Origin of the sequence: Dyella sp. GSA-30, from assembly GCF_027924605.1 — a bacterium.
Lineage (GTDB): Bacteria > Pseudomonadota > Gammaproteobacteria > Xanthomonadales > Rhodanobacteraceae > GSA-30.
In genome coordinates, this window is record NZ_AP027042.1 from 4,911,412 (window position 1) to 4,928,734 (window position 17,323).

The following is a 17,323-nucleotide window of genomic DNA, read 5'->3' on the forward strand; positions in this document are numbered from 1 at the left end:
AAGCTCCTGTAACCCGCGGGTTACTTGATCTCTTCCAGGTCGAAGTCGATGCCGAGCGAACGGATTTCCTTCATCAACACATTGAAGGATTCCGGCATGCCGGCAGCCATCTCGTGGTTGCCATCGACGATGTTCTTGTACATCTGGTTGCGGCCCTGCACGTCGTCGGACTTCACCGTCAGCATTTCCTGCAGGGTGTAGGCCGCGCCGTAGGCTTCCAGCGCCCAGACTTCCATTTCGCCGAAGCGCTGACCGCCGAACTGCGCCTTGCCACCCAGCGGCTGCTGGGTCACGAGCGAGTACGGACCGGTGGAACGCGCATGCATCTTGTCGTCGACCAGGTGGTTCAGTTTCAGGTAGTGCATGTAGCCGACGGTGACCGGGCGATCGAACGCTTCGCCGGTACGACCGTCGAACAGCGTGGTCTGGCCCGACTCGGGCAGATCCGCCAACCGCAGCATCGCCTTGATTTCAGTTTCTTCCGCACCGTCGAACACCGGAGTGGCCATCGGCACGCCTTCCTGCAGGTTCGTCGCCAGGGCGATGATTTCCTGATCGGTCAGCGACTTCAGGTCGACGTGCTGTACGGCGCCGGCAACGTGGTGGTTGTAGATCTGGTCGAGGAACTCGCGGATCTGCGCCACCTTGGCCTGCGCCTCCATCATCTTCTGGATCTTGTGGCCCAGGCCCTTGGCGGCCCAGCCCAGATGCACTTCCAGAATCTGACCGATGTTCATACGCGAAGGCACGCCCAGCGGGTTCAGCACGATGTCGACCGGCATGCCATTGGCGGAGAACGGCATGTCCTCGACCGGCACCACGTTGGACACCACACCCTTGTTACCGTGGCGACCAGCCATCTTGTCGCCCGGCTGGATGCGGCGCTTCACGGCCAAGAACACCTTGACCATCTTGAGCATGCCCGGCGCGAGGTCGTCGCCCTGGGTGATCTTGGCCTGCTTTTCCTTGAAGCGCTTGTCGAATTCTTCCTTGTGGCGCTTGACCTGGTCGGAGGCGCGCTCGAGGAACTCGGTGACTTCCTCGTCCTTGACGTTGACCTTGAACCAGTCGTCCTTCTTCAGGCTATCGAGGTACTCGCCGGTGATTTCCACGCCGCGCTTCAGGCCACCCGGACCGCTCATCGCGACCTTGCCGAGCAGCTGCACGCGCATACGGTTGTAGATGGCGCCTTCGAGGATGCGGAACTGGTCGTCGAAGTCCTTGCGGATACGCTTGAGCTCGACTTCCTCGATCTGCTTGGCGCGCTTGTCCTTCTCGATACCGTCGCGGGTGAAGACCTGCACGTCGATGACGGTGCCGTCCATGCCCGGCGGCACGCGCAGCGAGCTGTCCTTCACGTCGGACGCCTTCTCGCCGAAGATCGCGCGCAGCAGCTTCTCTTCCGGCGTCAGCTGGCTTTCGCCCTTGGGCGTGACCTTGCCGACGAGGATGTCGCCTGCCTTCACTTCCGCACCGATGTACACGATGCCGGACTCGTCCAGACGCGCCAGCGCCTGCTCGCCCACGTTCGGGATATCGGCGGTGATTTCCTCGGCACCCAGCTTGGTGTCGCGTGCTGGGCAGGACAGCTCCTCGATATGAATCGAGGTGTAGCGGTCTTCCTGCACGACGCGCTCGGAGAGCAGGATCGAGTCTTCGAAGTTGTAGCCGTTCCACGGCATGAAGGCGATCAGCATGTTCTGGCCGAGCGCGAGCTCGCCCAGGTCGGTCGACGAACCGTCGGCCAACGTGTCGCCCTTCGCCACGATGTCACCGACGTTCACCAGCGGACGCTGGTTGAGGTTGGTGTTCTGGTTCGAACGGGTGTACTTGGTCAGCGTGTAGATATCGACGCCGGCATCGTTCTCGCCGACTTCTTCTTCGTGCACGCGCACCACGATACGGCCGGCGTCGACCTGGTCGATCACGCCACCGCGCTTGGCGCTGACGATAACGCCCGAGTCACGCGCCACGGCGCGCTCGATGCCGGTACCGACCAGCGGGGTCTGCGAACGCAGGGTCGGCACGGCCTGACGCTGCATGTTCGCGCCCATCAGCGCGCGGTTCGCGTCATCGTGCTCCAGGAACGGCACCAAGGCTGCCGCGACCGACACCGTCTGCATGGGCGAAACGTCCATGTAGTCGACCTCGGACGCCGGACGCAGCTCGGACTCGCCGCGGAAACGGCAGGACACGAAGTCTTCGATGAACGCGCCGTTCTTATCGAGCGGCGAGTTCGCCTGCGCGATCACGTGGTCGCCCTCTTCGATCGCCGACAGGTAATCGACCTTGTCGGTGACCTTGCCACCCGCGACCTTGCGGTACGGCGTCTCGAGGAAGCCATACGAGTTGGTGCGGGCGTAGACGGCCAGCGAGTTGATCAGACCGATGTTCGGGCCTTCAGGCGTTTCGATGGTGCAGACGCGGCCGTAATGGGTCGGATGCACGTCGCGCACCTCAAAGCCGGCGCGTTCGCGGGTCAGACCGCCCGGCCCAAGGGCCGAAACGCGGCGCTTGTGCGTCACTTCCGACAGCGGGTTGTTCTGGTCCATGAACTGCGAGAGCTGCGACGAACCGAAGAACTCCTTCACCGCTGCCGCGACCGGCTTGGCGTTGATCAGTTCCTGCGGGGTCAGGCCTTCGGATTCAGCCAGCGACAGACGCTCACGCACGGCGCGCTCGACGCGCACCAGGCCGATGCGGAAGGTGTTCTCGGCCATTTCGCCGACCGAACGCACGCGACGGTTGCCCAGGTGATCGATGTCGTCCACGGTGCCGTGGCCGTTCTTGATCTCGATCAGCACCTTGAGCACGTCGAGGATGTCGGAGGTGACACCCTGCTGCTGCACCAGGTTCTGCGCTTCTTCTTCCTTGCGCTCGCTGAAGTACTTGTGGTCGTACAGCACGCCCGGACCGAGAATGTCCTGGCGACCGACGCGACGGTTGAACTTCATGCGGCCCACGGCCGAGAGGTCGTAGCGGTCGAAGGTGAAGAACAGGTTGTAGAACAGGTTCTGCGCGGCGTCCTTGGTCGGCGGCTCGCCCGGACGCATCATGCGATAGATTTCCACCAGCGCTTCGAGCTGCGTCTTGGTGTTGTCGATGCGCAGGGTGTGCGACACGTAGGCACCGCGGTCGAGGTCGTTCACGTACAGGGTCGGCAGCGTCTCGATGCCGGCCTTGCGGAAGTTCTCCAACTGCTCGGCCGTGATTTCGTCGTTGGCCTGGGCCAGCAACTCGCCGGTCTTGCTGTCGACGATATCGGTCGCGAGGATGCGGCCGATCGGGTAGTCGTCCGGCACTTCCAGCGCGGTGATGTTTTCGGCGGCAAGCTGACGCACGTGACGCGCAGTGATGCGCTTGCCGGCTTCCACCAGCACCTTGTCACCGATCGTCAGGTCGAAGCTCAGCGTTTCACCGCGCAGACGCTCGGCGACGAGCTCAAGCGTGGTGCCACCCTTCTTGCCCAGGTGGAACACGTTGTGCTCGAAGAAGATGTCCAGCATCTCGACGTTGTTGTAGCCGAGCGCGCGCAGCAGCACGGTCACCGGGAGCTTGCGGCGACGGTCGATACGGGTGAACAGCGCATCCTTCGGGTCGAACTCGAAGTCGAGCCACGAACCACGGTAAGGAATGACGCGAGCCGAGAACAGCAGCTTGCCCGAGCTATGGGTCTTGCCGCGATCGTGATCGAAGAACACGCCCGGCGAACGATGCAGCTGCGAGACGATGACGCGCTCGGTGCCGTTGATGATGAAGGTGCCGGTGTCGGTCATGAGCGGAATCTCGCCCATGTAGACCTCCTGCTCCTTCACGTACTTGACGGCTTTCTTCGAGGCCGGGCTGTCCTTGTCATAGATGACCAGGCGCACGGTCACGCGCAGCGGCGCACCGAACGTCATGCCGCGGTTGCGGCATTCGCGCTCGTCGAACGCCGGTTCGCCGAGGCGATAGTCGACGTATTCCAGCGCTGCATTGCCGGAGTAGCTGACAATCGGAAAAACCGACTTCAGCGCGGCGTGCAGACCCTTTTCGTCACGCTGCTTTGGCGCGACATGCTCTTGGAGGAACTCGCGATAGGAGTCAGTCTGGATGGTCAGCAGGTTCGGCACGCCCAAAACAGGCGGACGCTTGCCGAAATCCTTGCGGATGCGCTTCTTCTCGGTAAACGAGTAGGTCATGGTAGGTGACGCCTCGGTTCGCAGTGGCGCCGGTGGTGCACACACCGGCTGAATTGAAAAACTGGATCTGCATACCGTCCGACCGGGTGTGCTGCCCTACGAACGGTGCATCAAAAGACATGAGTCAAAGGCCGATCCAAAGCCTTTCAGTGCTGCCTTTTGCTGCGTTGCTACGGTGATGCGTGATTCACTTTCTGTCCCGGTGACGCCAGGCCCCATAGACGGCCTTTCGTAACAGGGAAAGCCCGGGGGCTTACGCCCCCAGGCTCAGCTTGCGCTAGAACGAACTGCCGGCGCGCAAAGCGCCAATTACTTCAGTTCGACGGTAGCGCCAGCGGCTTCGAGGTCCTTCTTGAACTTCGCAGCGTCTTCCTTCGAAGCGGCTTCCTTCACGACGCCACCGGCCTCGGTCAGGTCCTTCGCTTCCTTCAGGCCCAGGCCCGTGATGGCGCGGACGGCCTTGATCACGTCGACCTTCTTGTCGCCGGCGCTCTTCAGGATCACGTCGAACTCGGTCTGCTCTTCAGCAGCCGGGCCAGCAGCGGCCGGACCGGCAGCCACGGCAACGGGGGCAGCGGCGGACACGCCAAACTTCTCTTCGATGGCCTTGACCAGCTCCATCACTTCCATCAGCGACTTGGCGGCGACGGCTTCAACGATCTGTTCGTTGGAAAGGGACATTTTTAATACCTCTGGAAATAGATTCGGTTAGAAACAGCGTCGAGACTTAGGCGGGCTCGGCTTCAGCCGGGGCTTCGGCGGCAACTTCGCCACCACCCTGCTGGTCGGCCACAGCCTTGATGGCGCGGGCGAGCATGGTGGCCGGTTCGGCCAACACACGTGCCAGCATGGTCAGCGCCTGTTCGCGGGTCGGCAGCGATGCCAACACTTCGACGTGCGCGGCCGGCAACAACTTGCCTTCCACCGAAACGACTTTCGCCTTGAGCTTTTCGTTGGTCTTGGCGAATTCCTTGATCAGACGACCGGCAGCGCCGGGTTCTTCGGTCGAGAACGCATAAAGCAACGGACCGGTCAGGGCGTCTTTGACGACCTCGAACTCGGTACCGACGACGGCACGCGATGCCAACGTGTTCTTGACAACTTTCAAGAAAACGCCGGTTTCGCGAGCCTTCTTACGCATCGCGGTCATCTGTGCGACCGTGGTGCCTGCGTACTCGGCAGCGACCAAGGAGTGTGCCTTCGCAGCGACTTCTGCCAGCTCGGCGACTACTTCTTGCTTCTGAGACAGATTAAGAGCCATTGTCACTCCTCTTATGAACTCCGCTTACGGCTCCTGCCGCTTGCGGTCCTGAGCGACGCCATCCGTGACGTCGGGGACACGAAGTGCCCCGGGTGGTGGCCTTTCCAGAAATAGTTTCCAGAAGGGGCAGCACCATCTGCGCAGGCCAGGTCAAACGACCCGATTAAGCGATCTCCAGCGGACGGCGACGGCGGTTCCCTGCCAACCATGAGCTCCATGCTCGTCATCGACGTGCTTTTGATCTCGCCTGCGGTCTTTGACGGCGGCTCCGGCTTATCGCCAGGGCTGCCCTCAAAAACATGCCTGTACCGGCAACCGCCGATACAGGACTTGATTGCTTACTTGGCGTTGGTGGCCAGGGTCGAGGTATCGACCGGCACACCCACACCCATCGTGCTCGACAGGGCGACCTTCTGCAGGTACTGGCCCTTCGCCGTCGACGGCTTGGCCTTGAGCAGGTCGGCGATCAGCGTGTTCAGGTTGTCAGCGAGCTGAGCCGCGTCGAAGCTGGCCTTGCCGATCGTGGCGTGGATGATGCCCGCCTTGTCGTTACGGAACTTGACCTGACCCGCCTTGGCGTTCTTGACCGCGGTGGCGACGTCGGCCGTGACCGAGCCGTCCTTCGGGTTCGGCATCAGGCCACGCGGGCCGAGCAGCTGACCGAGCTTACCGACCACGCGCATCGCGTCCGGCGTAGCGATCACGCGACCGAAGTCGAGATCGCCAGCCTGCATGCGCTCGGCCAGGTCGTCCATACCGACGGCGTCGGCACCGGCGGCCTTGGCGGCCTCGGCCTTTTCACCGGCCGGCACGAACACGGCGACCTTGACGGTCTTGCCGGTGCCGTGCGGCAGCAGCGAGGAGCCACGCACACCCTGGTCGGACTTCTTCGCGTCGATACCCAGGCGCACGGCCACGTCGACGGATTCAGCGAACTTCGCCTTGGCGTTGTTCTTGACGATGTTCAGGGCTTCTTCCAGGCCATAGAACTTGCCCGGCTGCACTGCGGCCGTAGCCGCCTTCATACGCTTCGTGAGCTTTGCCATGTCTTAACCCTCCACCACCAAGCCCATGCTGCGCGCGCTACCGGCAATGGTGCGCACCGCAGCGTCCAGATCAGCCGCCGTCAGATCCGGCTCTTTCTGCTTCGCAACGTCTTCGAGCTGCTTGCGGGTGATCTTGCCGACCTTATCGGTGTTCGGCTTGGACGAACCCTTGGCGACACCGGTGGCCTTCTTGATCAGCACGGTGGCGGGCGGGGTCTTGGTGATAAAGGTGAAGCTACGGTCCGAATAGGCAGTGATGATCACCGGAATCGGGAGACCCGGCTCCAGCTTCTGCGTGGCGGCATTGAACGCCTTGCAGAATTCCATGATATTCAGGCCGCGCTGACCGAGGGCCGGGCCCACGGGCGGCGACGGGTTGGCCTGACCGGCCTTGACCTGCAGCTTGATATAACCGACAACTTTCTTTGCCATTGCATTTTCCTCGCGAGTTCAAGCGCCTTGCGGCTCCTCGCCGTACGACCTTTTCCATGGATGGGAGGGGAATCCGCGTCCTGCAGATTCCGAAAACACGGACACGCCGCGTCGAGAGACGGCGGCGTGAACCGAATAGTTTAAAGATTGATCAGCTTTTAAGCAAGCCCCGTGCCCAGACGGGCCAGAAGTGAGTGAAGAGAGGCTCGCATCGAGGGGAAAACCCTCTAACCGCTTACTTCTCTTTACTATTTTTCTTGCACTTAGGCCTTTTCGACCTGACCGAACTCCAACTCAACTGGGGTCGAACGGCCGAAGATCAACACCGCCACGCGCAGGCGGCTCTTTTCGTAGTTGACTTCCTCGACCACGCCGTTGAAGTCGTTGAACGGACCATCGGTGACACGAACCATCTCGCCCGGCTCGAACAGCACCTTCGGCTTGGGCTTTTCCACGCCTTCGCGGACGCGGCTGAGAATGGCATCGGCCTCACTGTCGCGGATCGGCATGGGACGGTCGGCAGTACCACCGATGAAACCCATGACCTTCGGCGTTTCCTTGACCAGATGCCAGCATTCGTCGTCGATACGAATGGCCTTGCCTTCGGTATCGGTCTCGATCTGCACCAGCACATAACCGGGGAAGAACTTGCGCTCGCTGCGGCGCTTCTGCCCGCTGCGCATTTCGATCACTTCTTCTGTCGGCACCAGCACTTCGCCGAACTTCTCTTCCATTCCGGCGCGACGGATGCGCTCGTCGAGCGAACGCTTGACCGCGTTCTCGAAACCGGAATAGGCATGCACCACATACCAACGCTTGCTCATGCTCTTTTCCTCACGAACCCAGCTTGAGCAGCCAGTCCAGCACGACCGTCTTGAGAATCAGGTCGATAAGGCCCAGCAGCAGCGAAAGAACGATAACAACCACGATGATGATACCCGTGGTCTTGAGCGTTTCATCGCGCGTCGGCCATACGACCTTGCGCATTTCGAACTGCGACTCGGCTAAGAAACCCCGAACCCGACGACCCGGCCCCGTGAAGGCACCGATCGCCAGCGCAACCAGCAGTGCAACCACTACGCCGAGGAAACGCACGGCCTGCGGCACACCGCCATCGTTACCGAACCAGGAATACGCAAAGATACCGCCAGCCAGCACCAGCACCGCCAGCACCAGCTTGCCGATATCGGCGGCATTCACGCCTTTGGACTGTTCTGCCTTGGTATTCATGCGGTAAGGATCAGGCCTGACTGCGCAGATTCAAGTATCTGCAAGCAACCCAACCCGCCTTCGGTCCTCGATAGTGGCACGCCAGGAGGGACTCGAACCCCCAACCTGCGGTTTTGGAGACCGCTGCTCTGCCAATTGAGCTACTGGCGTATGGAAACTTGCGGGACCCGGAACCCGGGACCCGGGACTCGGAAAAGCCGTTGCGTCGCCGCATTTCGAGCTTTACCGAGTCCCGGGTCCCGAGCCCCGAGTCCCGCCATGATGTTACTTGACGATCTTGGCAACCACGCCGGCGCCGACGGTGCGGCCGCCTTCGCGGATCGCGAAACGCAGGCCTTCACTCATCGCGATCGGGTGGATCAGGCTCACCGTGATCTTCACGTTGTCGCCCGGCATCACCATCTCCGTGCCTTCCGGCAACTTGATCGCACCGGTCACGTCCGTCGTACGGAAGTAGAACTGCGGGCGGTAGTTGCTGAAGAACGGGGTATGACGGCCGCCTTCGTCCTTCGACAGCACATAGATCTCGGCTTCGAAGTCCGTGTGCGGGGTGATCGTGCCCGGCTTGGCCAGCACCTGGCCACGCTCCACGTCGTCACGCTTCAGACCACGCAGCAGCAGACCGGCGTTGTCGCCTGCCTGACCCTGGTCCAGCAGCTTGCGGAACATTTCGATACCGGTCACCGTGGTCTTCTGGGTCGGACGGATACCGACCACTTCCACTTCGTCACCGACCTTGATCACGCCCGTTTCGATACGGCCAGTCACCACCGTGCCGCGACCCGAGATCGAGAACACGTCTTCCACCGGCATCACGAAGGACTTGTCCACTTCGCGCTGCGGCTCCGGAATGTAGCTGTCCAGTGCGTCCACCAGCTTGATGATCGCCGGCACGCCCATGTCCGACTGGTCACCTTCCAGCGCCTTACGCGCCGAACCGGTCACGATCGGGGTGTCGTCGCCCGGGAACTCGTACTTCGACAGCAACTCGCGCACTTCCATCTCGACCAGCTCGAGCAGCTCGGCGTCGTCCACCAGGTCCGCCTTATTCAGGAAGACCACGATGTACGGCACGCCCACCTGGCGCGACAGCAGAATGTGCTCGCGCGTCTGCGGCATCGGGCCGTCCGCGGCCGAGCACACCAGGATCGCGCCGTCCATCTGCGCCGCACCCGTGATCATGTTCTTCACATAGTCAGCGTGGCCCGGGCAATCGACGTGGGCGTAGTGGCGGGTCGGCGATTCGTATTCGACGTGTGCGGTCGAAATCGTGATGCCGCGCGCCTTCTCTTCCGGCGCCGCGTCAATCGCGTCATATGCCTTGAATTCACCACCGAAACGCTCTGCACCGACCTTCGTCAGCGCTGCCGTCAGCGTCGTCTTGCCGTGGTCGACGTGGCCAATCGTGCCTACGTTGACGTGCGGCTTGGTGCGCTCGAATTTACCCTTTGCCATACGTGCCAAACCCCGATGGAGTCAAAAAATTGAGGAACAAAAAAAGTCGATACCCGCTGTCGACCGAGGAGGTGGTGCTCATAACAGGAATCGAACCTGTGACCTCTTCCTTACCAAGGAAGTGCTCTACCGACTGAGCTACATGAGCACAAAACACACTCGAGACGAGATCAATGGAGCGGGAGACGGGAATCGAACCCGCACCATCAGCTTGGAAGGCTGAGGTTCTACCATTGAACTACTCCCGCCTGATCTAGATCAGCAAACGCGGAACTCGTCTGGTGGAGGGAGGTGGATTCGAACCACCGAAGGCGTAAGCCAGCAGATTTACAGTCTGCCCCCGTTGGCCGCTTGGGTATCCCTCCAACAAAGAACGGCTATTGTGTGGATGACGGCCGAAACTGTCAACACCTTCACGCGAGAAAAACGCGACTTCTGGCGAATTTCTTGCAGTGTACCGTGGTTGACATCAGGTCAGCGTATCGGCCCGCGCGTCAACCAATTGCTCCATCTCCTTGGACAGCTCCAGCAGGCGCCGCGCCTGCTCCTGCAGCCTTAATTCCGCGTCATTGTGCGGTTCCCAGGCAGGTACCGGAGTGGGCTTGCCGTCCGGGCTGTCCAGCGCCACGAACACCATGACGCAGCTGGTCGCCAGGCGCTGCTCGCCCTTGCGCAAGTCCTGCGCCAGCACATCGACCGCCATGTGCATGCTGGAGCGGCCGGTATAGATCAGGCGCGCCTTCACGGTCACCAGATCGCCGATCAGGATCGGCGCCACGAACTGGATGCCGCTGATGGACGCGGTGACGCAATAAGCCCCGCTCCAGGCAACCGCGCAGGCATAGCCGGCCTGATCGATCCACTTCATCACCATGCCGCCGTGCACCTTGCCGCCGAAATTGACGTCGGTGGGCTGGGCTAAAAAGCGGAAATTCACTTCGTGTTGCTGACCTGGCATGAGGGCTCCGGCTGGGCTTGAATCGAACGCGGCGCATGATCCGCCCCGCCCTCGCCTGCCGCAAGTTATTTCTCGGTGGTTACCGACCGTGGCGGCAAGCATGCGCGCCCGCCTGGACGGGCGCGCATGGCATTACCGGCTTAGGCGGCAATCGCCTGACGCATCGCACGTGCCGCTTTCACCATCGCCATCAGGGCCGAGCGAGTCTCCGGCCACCCGCGCGTCTTCAGGCCGCAGTCGGGATTGACCCAGAGCTGTTCCGACTTCAGCACCGCGCCCGCCTTTTCCAGCAGCGAGATCATTTCCTCCGTATCGGGTATGCGCGGCGAGTGGATATCGTAGACGCCCGGGCCAATCTCGTTCGGATAGCGGAATTTGACGAACGCATCGAGCAATTCCATTCGCGAACGCGAGGTTTCGATCGAGATCACATCGGCGTCCATGGCGGCCACCGCATCGATGATGTCGTTGAATTCCGAGTAACACATATGCGTGTGAATCTGTGTCCGGTCGGCCACGCTCGAGGCCGTGATGCGAAAGCATTCGACCGCCCAGTCCAGATAACCCTGCCAGTCGGCCCGACGCAACGGCAACCCCTCGCGCAAAGCGGGCTCATCAATCTGGATCACGCCGATTCCCGCGCTTTCCAGATCGAGCACCTCGTCGCGCAAGGCCAGTGCGATCTGGCGACACGTCGCTGCGCGCGGCTGATCGTCACGCACGAACGACCACTGCAGCACGGTCACCGGACCGGTCAACATGCCCTTCATCGGCCTGGACGTCAGCGATTGCGCATAACTGGACCACTTCACCGTCATCGCGCGCGGGCGATGCACGTCGCCGAAAATAATCGGCGGCTTGACGCAACGTGAGCCGTAGCTCTGCACCCAGCCCAACTTGGTGAAGGCGAAGCCATCCAGTTGCTCGCCAAAGTACTCCACCATGTCGTTGCGTTCGAACTCGCCATGCACGAGTACGTCGATGCCGATCTCTTCCTGGAAACGCACGCATTTTTCGGTTTCAGCGGCAATGAACGCATCGTAGTCGGCATCCGAAAACTTGCCCGACCTGTTTCGAGCACGCGCGTCGCGCACCTCATGGGTTTGTGGGAACGAACCGATGGTGGTCGTGGGATACAGCGGCAATCCCAGCTTCGCTTGCTGCAGCCGGCGTCGCTCGTCATGGGAAGACGAGCGGCGGGAGGCGCCAGCATCGAGTGACGCGATACGTGCCGCCACCTCAGGCCGATGCACCTTGTCCGATCGACGGCGGTTGGCAAGGCTTTCGCGCGCCTGTTTTAGCGCGGTGTGCGCGGATGGCTGATCGGCAAGAGCATCAGCCAAGGTCCGCAATTCGCCGATCTTTTCCCGGGCAAATGCCAACCATCCGTGCAGATCGCCGGGCAACGCCGTCTCCACCGACGCATCGAGCGGCACATGCAGCAGCGAACAAGACGGCGCGATATGCAGACGCGCATCGCCAGTACGCTCTTTCGCACGGCGCGCCAATGCCAGCGCGTGATCGAGATCCGCGCGCCACACATTGCGTCCATCCACCAGGCCGAGCGAAAGCACACGCGAAACAGGCAGCGAATCGAGCACCGCATCGAGCTGCCCCGGTGCGCGCACCAGATCGACATGCACACCGGCGACCGGCAGTTTGTTCACCAGAGCAAGATTGGCGCCCAGCTCGCCGAAATACGTGGTCAACATCAGCTTGGGACCATCGACGTCAGCCAAGGCCGTATAGGCCTTCAAATAGGCCGCATGGTCGTCCGCACCCTGATCGAGCACCAGGCAAGGCTCGTCGATCTGCACCCATTCGGCACCCGCGGCGTCCAGTTGTCGTAACAGGCGGATGTAGGCCGGCAACAACTGCCCGAGCAAGGCGAGACGATCGCTACTGTCGACCGTTTTCGACAGCAATAGAAAACTGACCGGCCCCAACAGCACCGGCCGCGCATTGAAACCCAATGCCTTGGCTTCGAGGAATTCGGCGACGGGCTTGTCGCCGCGCAAGCGAAAGGTCTGGCCCTTTTTCAGTTCGGGCACCAGGTAGTGGTAGTTGGTATCGAACCACTTGGTCATTTCCAGCGCATGCAGATCGTGGCCGCCGCCTTGGGTACCGCGCGCGAGAGCGAAGTAACCGGCCAGCGGATCGGTATCGGCCAGCGCGCGATAGCGCTCGGGAATGGCATCGAACAAAAACGCGGTATCGAGCACCTGGTCGTACAGCGAAAAATCATTGCACGGCACGACGTCGGCACCAGCGTCACGCTGCAGTTGCCAATGCCTGCGACGGAGTTGGGCCGACGAATCCAGCAGTTGCCGTGATGTCGAGTCGCCCCGCCAGAATGCTTCCAGCGCGTGCTTGAGCTCGCGCTTTGCGCCGATGCGGGGAAAACCCAGGTTGGAAAGAGTAGCCATAAGCGATGTGTCCTCGATTCGTGATGAATGAGGAACGAAGGAATCGCGCAACGACACCGCAGCCTTGAGGCCACGATGCAGGCACACGAGCGACCTTCGCCCCCTCGGGCGAACCGAAACCCACGCGAGGACGTACGGGAGCCGAGCGTCGCGACGACCAGGCTCCGGCCAACCTCCCCGCGGAGGTTCCAGGTCAGGCAGGGGATGGATTCCCTGGCCGAGGCAGGTCTTCGGGCTCGTGGACATGAGGCACGGGGATGCCTCGCCTAGTGTTCGCCGCTTCCCGGCCCCCGAAGGGCCAGTGCTCATGACGAAGGTCGTTTCCACACACCGCTGCGGGGCAGCGCCGGAATTGGCCTGGGAAGAAAACCTTCCAAGGCCGTACCGGCTTCCCTTTTAAATCCATCTCTTTATCTTAATAGAGAGATGAATACCGTCGGCGAGTGGAAATTACGCCTGCGGCGATGCGCCGTCAAGCAAGGGCACGACGATGTTCCTGATACGGCCGGCCAGGCGCTCGACGTCCTCGGTCACCACCTGGGCAATCCCGAACAACAAGCCGGGCTTGGCTCGCCCGAGATAAAACGACGACATCGGCCGCATCGCGAAGCCTTGCGCGTTGAGCGCTAGTGCGATGGCACGATCATCGACGCGCTCATCGCGAAACCAGGTCGCCAGTTGCAAGCCGCCGGCACCGACACCGATCCGCAATGCTTCCCCCAGATGACGCTGCAACGCGTCCACCGTCGCCGCCATGCGCGACGCGTAAAGGGCATTCATCTGCCGCAGGTGCGCACGGAAACGCCCTTCGCCGATGAAGTCCGCCAACGCCGCCTGCACATGGATGGGAACGACCGCGCTGCGCAGAAGCTGAAGCTCCGCGGCCGCCGACAGCAACGATGGCGGCACGACGGCATACGCCACACGCAAACCCGGCGCGAGTGTCTTGGAGAACGTGCCCAGATAGGCGACAACCCCATGGCGATCGATGCCCTGCAGCGAGGCGATGGGGCGCGAACGGTACTGAAATTCGCTGTCGTAGTCGTCCTCTACCACCACCGCGCCATGCGTTTTCGCCGTTGCCAGAAGCGCCATGCGCCGTGAAAGGCTCATGGTCACGCCCGTGGGGTATTGGTGCGATGGCGTGACATAGATGAGGCGCGGCGGCGGCCCTTCGATCCCATCCAGATCGATGCCTTCGCTATCGCACGGTGCAGGCACCAACGTTGCGCCAGCCGCACTCAACAACGCTTTGGCGGTGGGGTAACCAGGGTCTTCCACCCAGGCAACCTTGCTGGCTGCGTCGCCCTTGCGCAACACGAGCGAGCTCAATAGATCAATCGCCGCGCGTGTCGACGGCACGATCAGCAACTGTTCCGGCCGGGCCACGACGCCACGTGTCGCGCCGATGTGATCGAGAATCGAGGTACGCAACGCACCCAGACCGGAGGCTTCACCGTAGCCGAGGTCGTGAATGCGCAGCGACCGCGCTCTTGCGCCAAGGCAGCGAGCCCAGGCGGCATGCGGAAAACGAGAGAGATCGGGAATGGCCGGTGCAAACCATTTGCCTGCGACCGCCGGCTCCGCCGCCAGCGGCAATTCCACGACACGCTTCTGGCCTCGCTCTTGAAAAGGCGCCTGGGCCATCGCGGAGACGCGACAGGCCGATCCCGCCGAGGCTCGCAGGTAGCCCTCATTCTTCAGCCGCTCGTACGCGTTGACCACCGTGGAACGGGCAACGCTGAGCGCTCCAGCCAGGCTGCGCGTCGATGGCAGCCGCTGACCCGGCGACAACTGGCCCTGCAAGACCCGCTCGCGAACCAACCGATAGATCTGGCCTTCGAGATCACCCGAAGCTTTGTTCAGCGGCGGCCAGGCGGCCGATGGCGTCGTGATATCGATCAACTGGACTGGCCAAAAATAGCAAAGTGGTAGTTTACGGCAGTCCTCTTGAGCCAAGAAGATGCTGGCGTGCAAAGTTCATCACTGCCCGCCAGGAGCGCCATGAACCTCTCCGCTTGGAAGGGCGTGCCACGCCCGGAACGCATCGCGCTGGAAGGCCGTTACGCGCGCCTCGAACCGCTGGACATAACCCGACATGGACAGGACCTGCTGACGTCGGCACAGGCACCGGGCGCGGACCAGCGCTTCCATTATCTTTTCGACACCCCGCCCGCCGACATGACGACGTTCATGCCATGGCTGGAAAAGAGCAGCGCATCGGTGGACCCGCTATTTTTTGCTGTGATCGACCAGCAGACGGGCAAAGCGGAAGGTCGCCAGGCACTGATGCGCATCGACCCGACGCACGGGGTGATCGAAGTCGGTCACGTGCTATGGGGCCCAGCCATTGCACGCAGCCGCATCACCACCGAGGCGGTTTACCTGCACGCTCGCTACGTCTTCGAAATGCTCGGCTATCGCCGCTTCGAATGGAAATGCGATAACGCCAACGAACCTTCGCGCCGAGCCGCGCAACGGTTCGGCTTCGAATTCGAAGGTATCTTCCGTCAGCACGTCGTGGTCAAGGGACGCAACCGCGATACCGCGTGGTTTTCCATGCTCGACCGCGACTGGCCGCGACTGAAGGCCGTTTACGAAGCCTGGCTCAGCCCGGACAATTTCGATGATCAGGGGCTGCAGCAGCGCAGGCTACGCTTCTAGGAACTCTTGGCGGCGATCGCCATATGCAGCAATGGAAACGCCTTACCGGTGCCATCCAATGCCGAGCGTGAGACGACCTCGAAACCGGCATGACGATAGAACCCTACCGCCTGGTCGTTCTGTTCATTGACGTCTACGCGGACCGCACCAAGCGTGGCGACCGCATAAGCCAGCAAGGTCTTGCCCACACCCTGCCCGCGCACCTGCGGGCAGACAAAGAGCATCTCGACCTGATCATCACCCACCGCGACGAAGCCAGCGATCTTGCTCGGCTGGGTAATCAGACAATGCACAGACAAGGTTGGCAAATAGGTAAGTACAAGCGGCCGATAGAACTCGATGTCCGCCTCGGTGAGAAAATCGTGCGTCGCGCGCACCGAACTTTCCCAGATCGCCACCAGCGTTGGGAAATCCGTCGATGTCGCCGGGCGGATACGGTTCATAGCTTGATCTGACCTCTTATCGCGCGACCGTGACGAGTGAGCCGCGTCGGCCGGTTATATACCATCGGCCGATGCCGGCGGCACGTAGGCATTTCTGGCGACCGTCATCGCCAGTTCGCCATAGGTGCGGATATTGAACCATTGCATGCCCAGCAACAGGGCAAACGGCACAAACACCAAACCGATCTCGGGCAGCCGAGCCACCATACCCATCGCGAACGGCAGACATGTCGTCGCGATGACGATCAGCCAGCTCAATAGTGCCAGCGAAGTCGCTTTGCGCAACGACATGCGCAACTGCAGCAGGTCGGCGTCAGACATGCCATCACGATGCGTGGCCCAGTAGAGCTTGACTCTACGCGTCAATGAAGTCGCGATCACCGCAACAGCCACTTCGAGCAACGCCACGATCACTGTCATCCATCTGGACAACGTGAGTAATACACCACTATCGAGCTTGGAACCGATGAATGTCACCAGCGCCGCCAGCAGCAGCACAAGCAAGGCATACGTCGACTGGTTTTTTATGAGCTGCGACAGCCTCAGCCAGTTGGTTTCGTGAACAATCCAATTCATCGCGATCTCTCCGAGATATCGCCTATTCCACCGAACGAATTCATGCATCAAGCCATCGCAACAGCGAACCGGTCGCTTCGCAATCCGGGTAACTATACCCATGCACCAATCGGTGTGATGGCTCCATAGTCACAAACGCCGATTGCATCCGCGTAAATAACGCGGCAGTTGGACATGCCTCCCGCCAGGAATCTGCTGCCCATGACCTTCCGCTAAGGGATTTGGCGTGGAAAACCACAACCGGAACAGTAGAGATGACAGTTGCTACACCCAGCACCTGTGTATGAACTCATTCCCGACTGGATAGCACCACTCTCAGTTGAAGCAGTTTTCACCGTATATCCCGGGTGACCAACAACCATTGCGGCACATCCATTGCTATACCGTGCTTCAACCTCGCACTGCTCGCCGCTCTTGGTCTTACAGTCTGCCAATGCCGCTTGCTCTGCCTGGCTTCGACTGACCATGTTGGTTGCTATATCCAAGACTCCCTTACTCTTATCGGAGTAAGTAGCGATCGCTCCAAACATGGACGCTCAATGAGGTTGTGGCGTGGACGGCGGCTGCCCTTGACTATAGCCCGGTATGGGCGCGCAACCCATGGGCTCGCCCGGCGATCCTTCGCCAATGGGATATACCCTTGAGGGCAGT

At 61.4% G+C, this 17,323-nt stretch carries 14 protein-coding genes, 4 tRNA genes and 1 riboswitch; of the genes, 1 reads left to right on the forward strand and 17 read right to left on the reverse strand.

Features of this window, described 5'->3' with window-relative positions; genetic code table 11:
- Window positions 1–20: 20 nt before the first annotated feature.
- From rpoB to QMG46_RS21185, 15 genes are all read right to left on the reverse strand, one after another.
- Window positions 21–4,181, reverse strand: a complete 4,161-nt coding sequence (gene rpoB, locus QMG46_RS21115; protein WP_281849866.1) for a DNA-directed RNA polymerase subunit beta — start codon at window positions 4,179–4,181, stop codon at window positions 21–23.
- A 309-nt stretch (window positions 4,182–4,490) separates the two neighbouring features.
- Window positions 4,491–4,862, reverse strand: a complete 372-nt coding sequence (gene rplL / locus QMG46_RS21120) for a 50S ribosomal protein L7/L12 (protein ID WP_128899615.1) — start codon at window positions 4,860–4,862, stop codon at window positions 4,491–4,493.
- Window positions 4,863–4,908: 46 nt separating this feature from the next.
- Window positions 4,909–5,442, reverse strand: a complete 534-nt coding sequence (gene rplJ, locus QMG46_RS21125; RefSeq protein ID WP_281849867.1) for a 50S ribosomal protein L10 — start codon at window positions 5,440–5,442, stop codon at window positions 4,909–4,911.
- A 338-nt stretch (window positions 5,443–5,780) separates the two neighbouring features.
- On the reverse strand, window positions 5,781–6,488 hold the full coding sequence (rplA, locus tag QMG46_RS21130) for a 50S ribosomal protein L1 (RefSeq protein WP_281849868.1): 708 nt from the start codon (window positions 6,486–6,488) through the stop codon (window positions 5,781–5,783).
- A gap of 3 nt (window positions 6,489–6,491) precedes the next feature.
- Complete coding sequence (gene rplK / locus QMG46_RS21135; protein WP_281849869.1) at window positions 6,492–6,920, reverse strand: 50S ribosomal protein L11; 429 nt, start codon at window positions 6,918–6,920, stop codon at window positions 6,492–6,494.
- Between the two features lie 263 nt (window positions 6,921–7,183).
- Complete coding sequence (gene nusG, locus QMG46_RS21140; RefSeq protein WP_281849870.1) at window positions 7,184–7,744, reverse strand: transcription termination/antitermination protein NusG; 561 nt, start codon at window positions 7,742–7,744, stop codon at window positions 7,184–7,186.
- 10 nt (window positions 7,745–7,754) lie between these two features.
- Window positions 7,755–8,150, reverse strand: a complete 396-nt coding sequence (secE, locus tag QMG46_RS21145) for a preprotein translocase subunit SecE (RefSeq protein ID WP_281849871.1) — start codon at window positions 8,148–8,150, stop codon at window positions 7,755–7,757.
- A gap of 74 nt (window positions 8,151–8,224) precedes the next feature.
- Window positions 8,225–8,300, reverse strand: a tRNA-Trp gene (locus QMG46_RS21150).
- 114 nt (window positions 8,301–8,414) lie between these two features.
- Entirely contained in the window at window positions 8,415–9,605 is a 1,191-nt protein-coding gene (gene tuf / locus QMG46_RS21155) for an elongation factor Tu (RefSeq protein WP_281849872.1), read from the reverse strand.
- 72 nt (window positions 9,606–9,677) lie between these two features.
- A tRNA-Thr gene (locus QMG46_RS21160) sits at window positions 9,678–9,753 on the reverse strand.
- Window positions 9,754–9,779: 26 nt separating this feature from the next.
- Window positions 9,780–9,853 (reverse strand) — tRNA-Gly (locus tag QMG46_RS21165).
- A 31-nt stretch (window positions 9,854–9,884) separates the two neighbouring features.
- Window positions 9,885–9,970 (reverse strand) — tRNA-Tyr (locus QMG46_RS21170).
- Window positions 9,971–10,074: 104 nt separating this feature from the next.
- On the reverse strand, window positions 10,075–10,563 hold the full coding sequence (locus QMG46_RS21175; RefSeq protein ID WP_281849873.1) for an acyl-CoA thioesterase: 489 nt from the start codon (window positions 10,561–10,563) through the stop codon (window positions 10,075–10,077).
- Between the two features lie 140 nt (window positions 10,564–10,703).
- Window positions 10,704–12,989, reverse strand: coding sequence for a 5-methyltetrahydropteroyltriglutamate--homocysteine S-methyltransferase (gene metE / locus QMG46_RS21180; protein WP_281849874.1), 2,286 nt, complete (start codon window positions 12,987–12,989; stop codon window positions 10,704–10,706).
- A 203-nt stretch (window positions 12,990–13,192) separates the two neighbouring features.
- A riboswitch (cobalamin riboswitch) is annotated at window positions 13,193–13,442 on the reverse strand.
- Window positions 13,440–14,894 carry a MocR-like pyridoxine biosynthesis transcription factor PdxR gene (locus QMG46_RS21185; RefSeq protein ID WP_281849875.1) on the reverse strand — a complete coding sequence of 485 codons (1,455 nt, stop codon included), beginning with the start codon at window positions 14,892–14,894 and terminating at the stop codon, window positions 13,440–13,442. It overlaps the preceding riboswitch by 3 nt.
- A 99-nt stretch (window positions 14,895–14,993) precedes the next feature.
- Here QMG46_RS21185 and QMG46_RS21190 point away from each other — a divergent pair, with 99 nt between their 5' ends.
- On the forward strand, window positions 14,994–15,653 hold the full coding sequence (locus QMG46_RS21190) for a GNAT family N-acetyltransferase (protein ID WP_281849876.1): 660 nt from the start codon (window positions 14,994–14,996) through the stop codon (window positions 15,651–15,653).
- Here the strand turns inward: QMG46_RS21190 and QMG46_RS21195 are convergent.
- A complete protein-coding gene (locus QMG46_RS21195; protein ID WP_281849877.1) occupies window positions 15,650–16,096 on the reverse strand; it encodes an acetyltransferase in 447 nt (148 codons plus the stop codon). The genes QMG46_RS21190 and QMG46_RS21195 overlap by 4 nt on opposite strands.
- Window positions 16,097–16,150: 54 nt before the next feature.
- A complete protein-coding gene (locus QMG46_RS21200) occupies window positions 16,151–16,672 on the reverse strand; it encodes a hypothetical protein (protein WP_281849878.1) in 522 nt (173 codons plus the stop codon).
- Window positions 16,673–17,323 lie beyond the last annotated feature (651 nt).

Coding starts and splice junctions, on each gene's coding strand:
- rpoB (WP_281849866.1), bottom strand. CDS start 4,181: ATGACCTACTCGTTTACCGAGAAGAAGCGCATCCGCAAGGATTTCGGC.
- rplL (WP_128899615.1), bottom strand. CDS start 4,862: ATGTCCCTTTCCAACGAACAGATCGTTGAAGCCGTCGCCGCCAAGTCG.
- rplJ (WP_281849867.1), bottom strand. CDS start 5,442: ATGGCTCTTAATCTGTCTCAGAAGCAAGAAGTAGTCGCCGAGCTGGCA.
- rplA (WP_281849868.1), bottom strand. CDS start 6,488: ATGGCAAAGCTCACGAAGCGTATGAAGGCGGCTACGGCCGCAGTGCAG.
- rplK (WP_281849869.1), bottom strand. CDS start 6,920: ATGGCAAAGAAAGTTGTCGGTTATATCAAGCTGCAGGTCAAGGCCGGT.
- nusG (WP_281849870.1), bottom strand. CDS start 7,744: ATGAGCAAGCGTTGGTATGTGGTGCATGCCTATTCCGGTTTCGAGAAC.
- secE (WP_281849871.1), bottom strand. CDS start 8,150: ATGAATACCAAGGCAGAACAGTCCAAAGGCGTGAATGCCGCCGATATC.
- tuf (WP_281849872.1), bottom strand. CDS start 9,605: ATGGCAAAGGGTAAATTCGAGCGCACCAAGCCGCACGTCAACGTAGGC.
- QMG46_RS21175 (WP_281849873.1), bottom strand. CDS start 10,563: ATGCCAGGTCAGCAACACGAAGTGAATTTCCGCTTTTTAGCCCAGCCC.
- metE (WP_281849874.1), bottom strand. CDS start 12,989: ATGGCTACTCTTTCCAACCTGGGTTTTCCCCGCATCGGCGCAAAGCGC.
- QMG46_RS21190 (WP_281849876.1), top strand. CDS start 14,994: ATGAACCTCTCCGCTTGGAAGGGCGTGCCACGCCCGGAACGCATCGCG.
- QMG46_RS21195 (WP_281849877.1), bottom strand. CDS start 16,096: ATGAACCGTATCCGCCCGGCGACATCGACGGATTTCCCAACGCTGGTG.
- QMG46_RS21200 (WP_281849878.1), bottom strand. CDS start 16,672: ATGAATTGGATTGTTCACGAAACCAACTGGCTGAGGCTGTCGCAGCTC.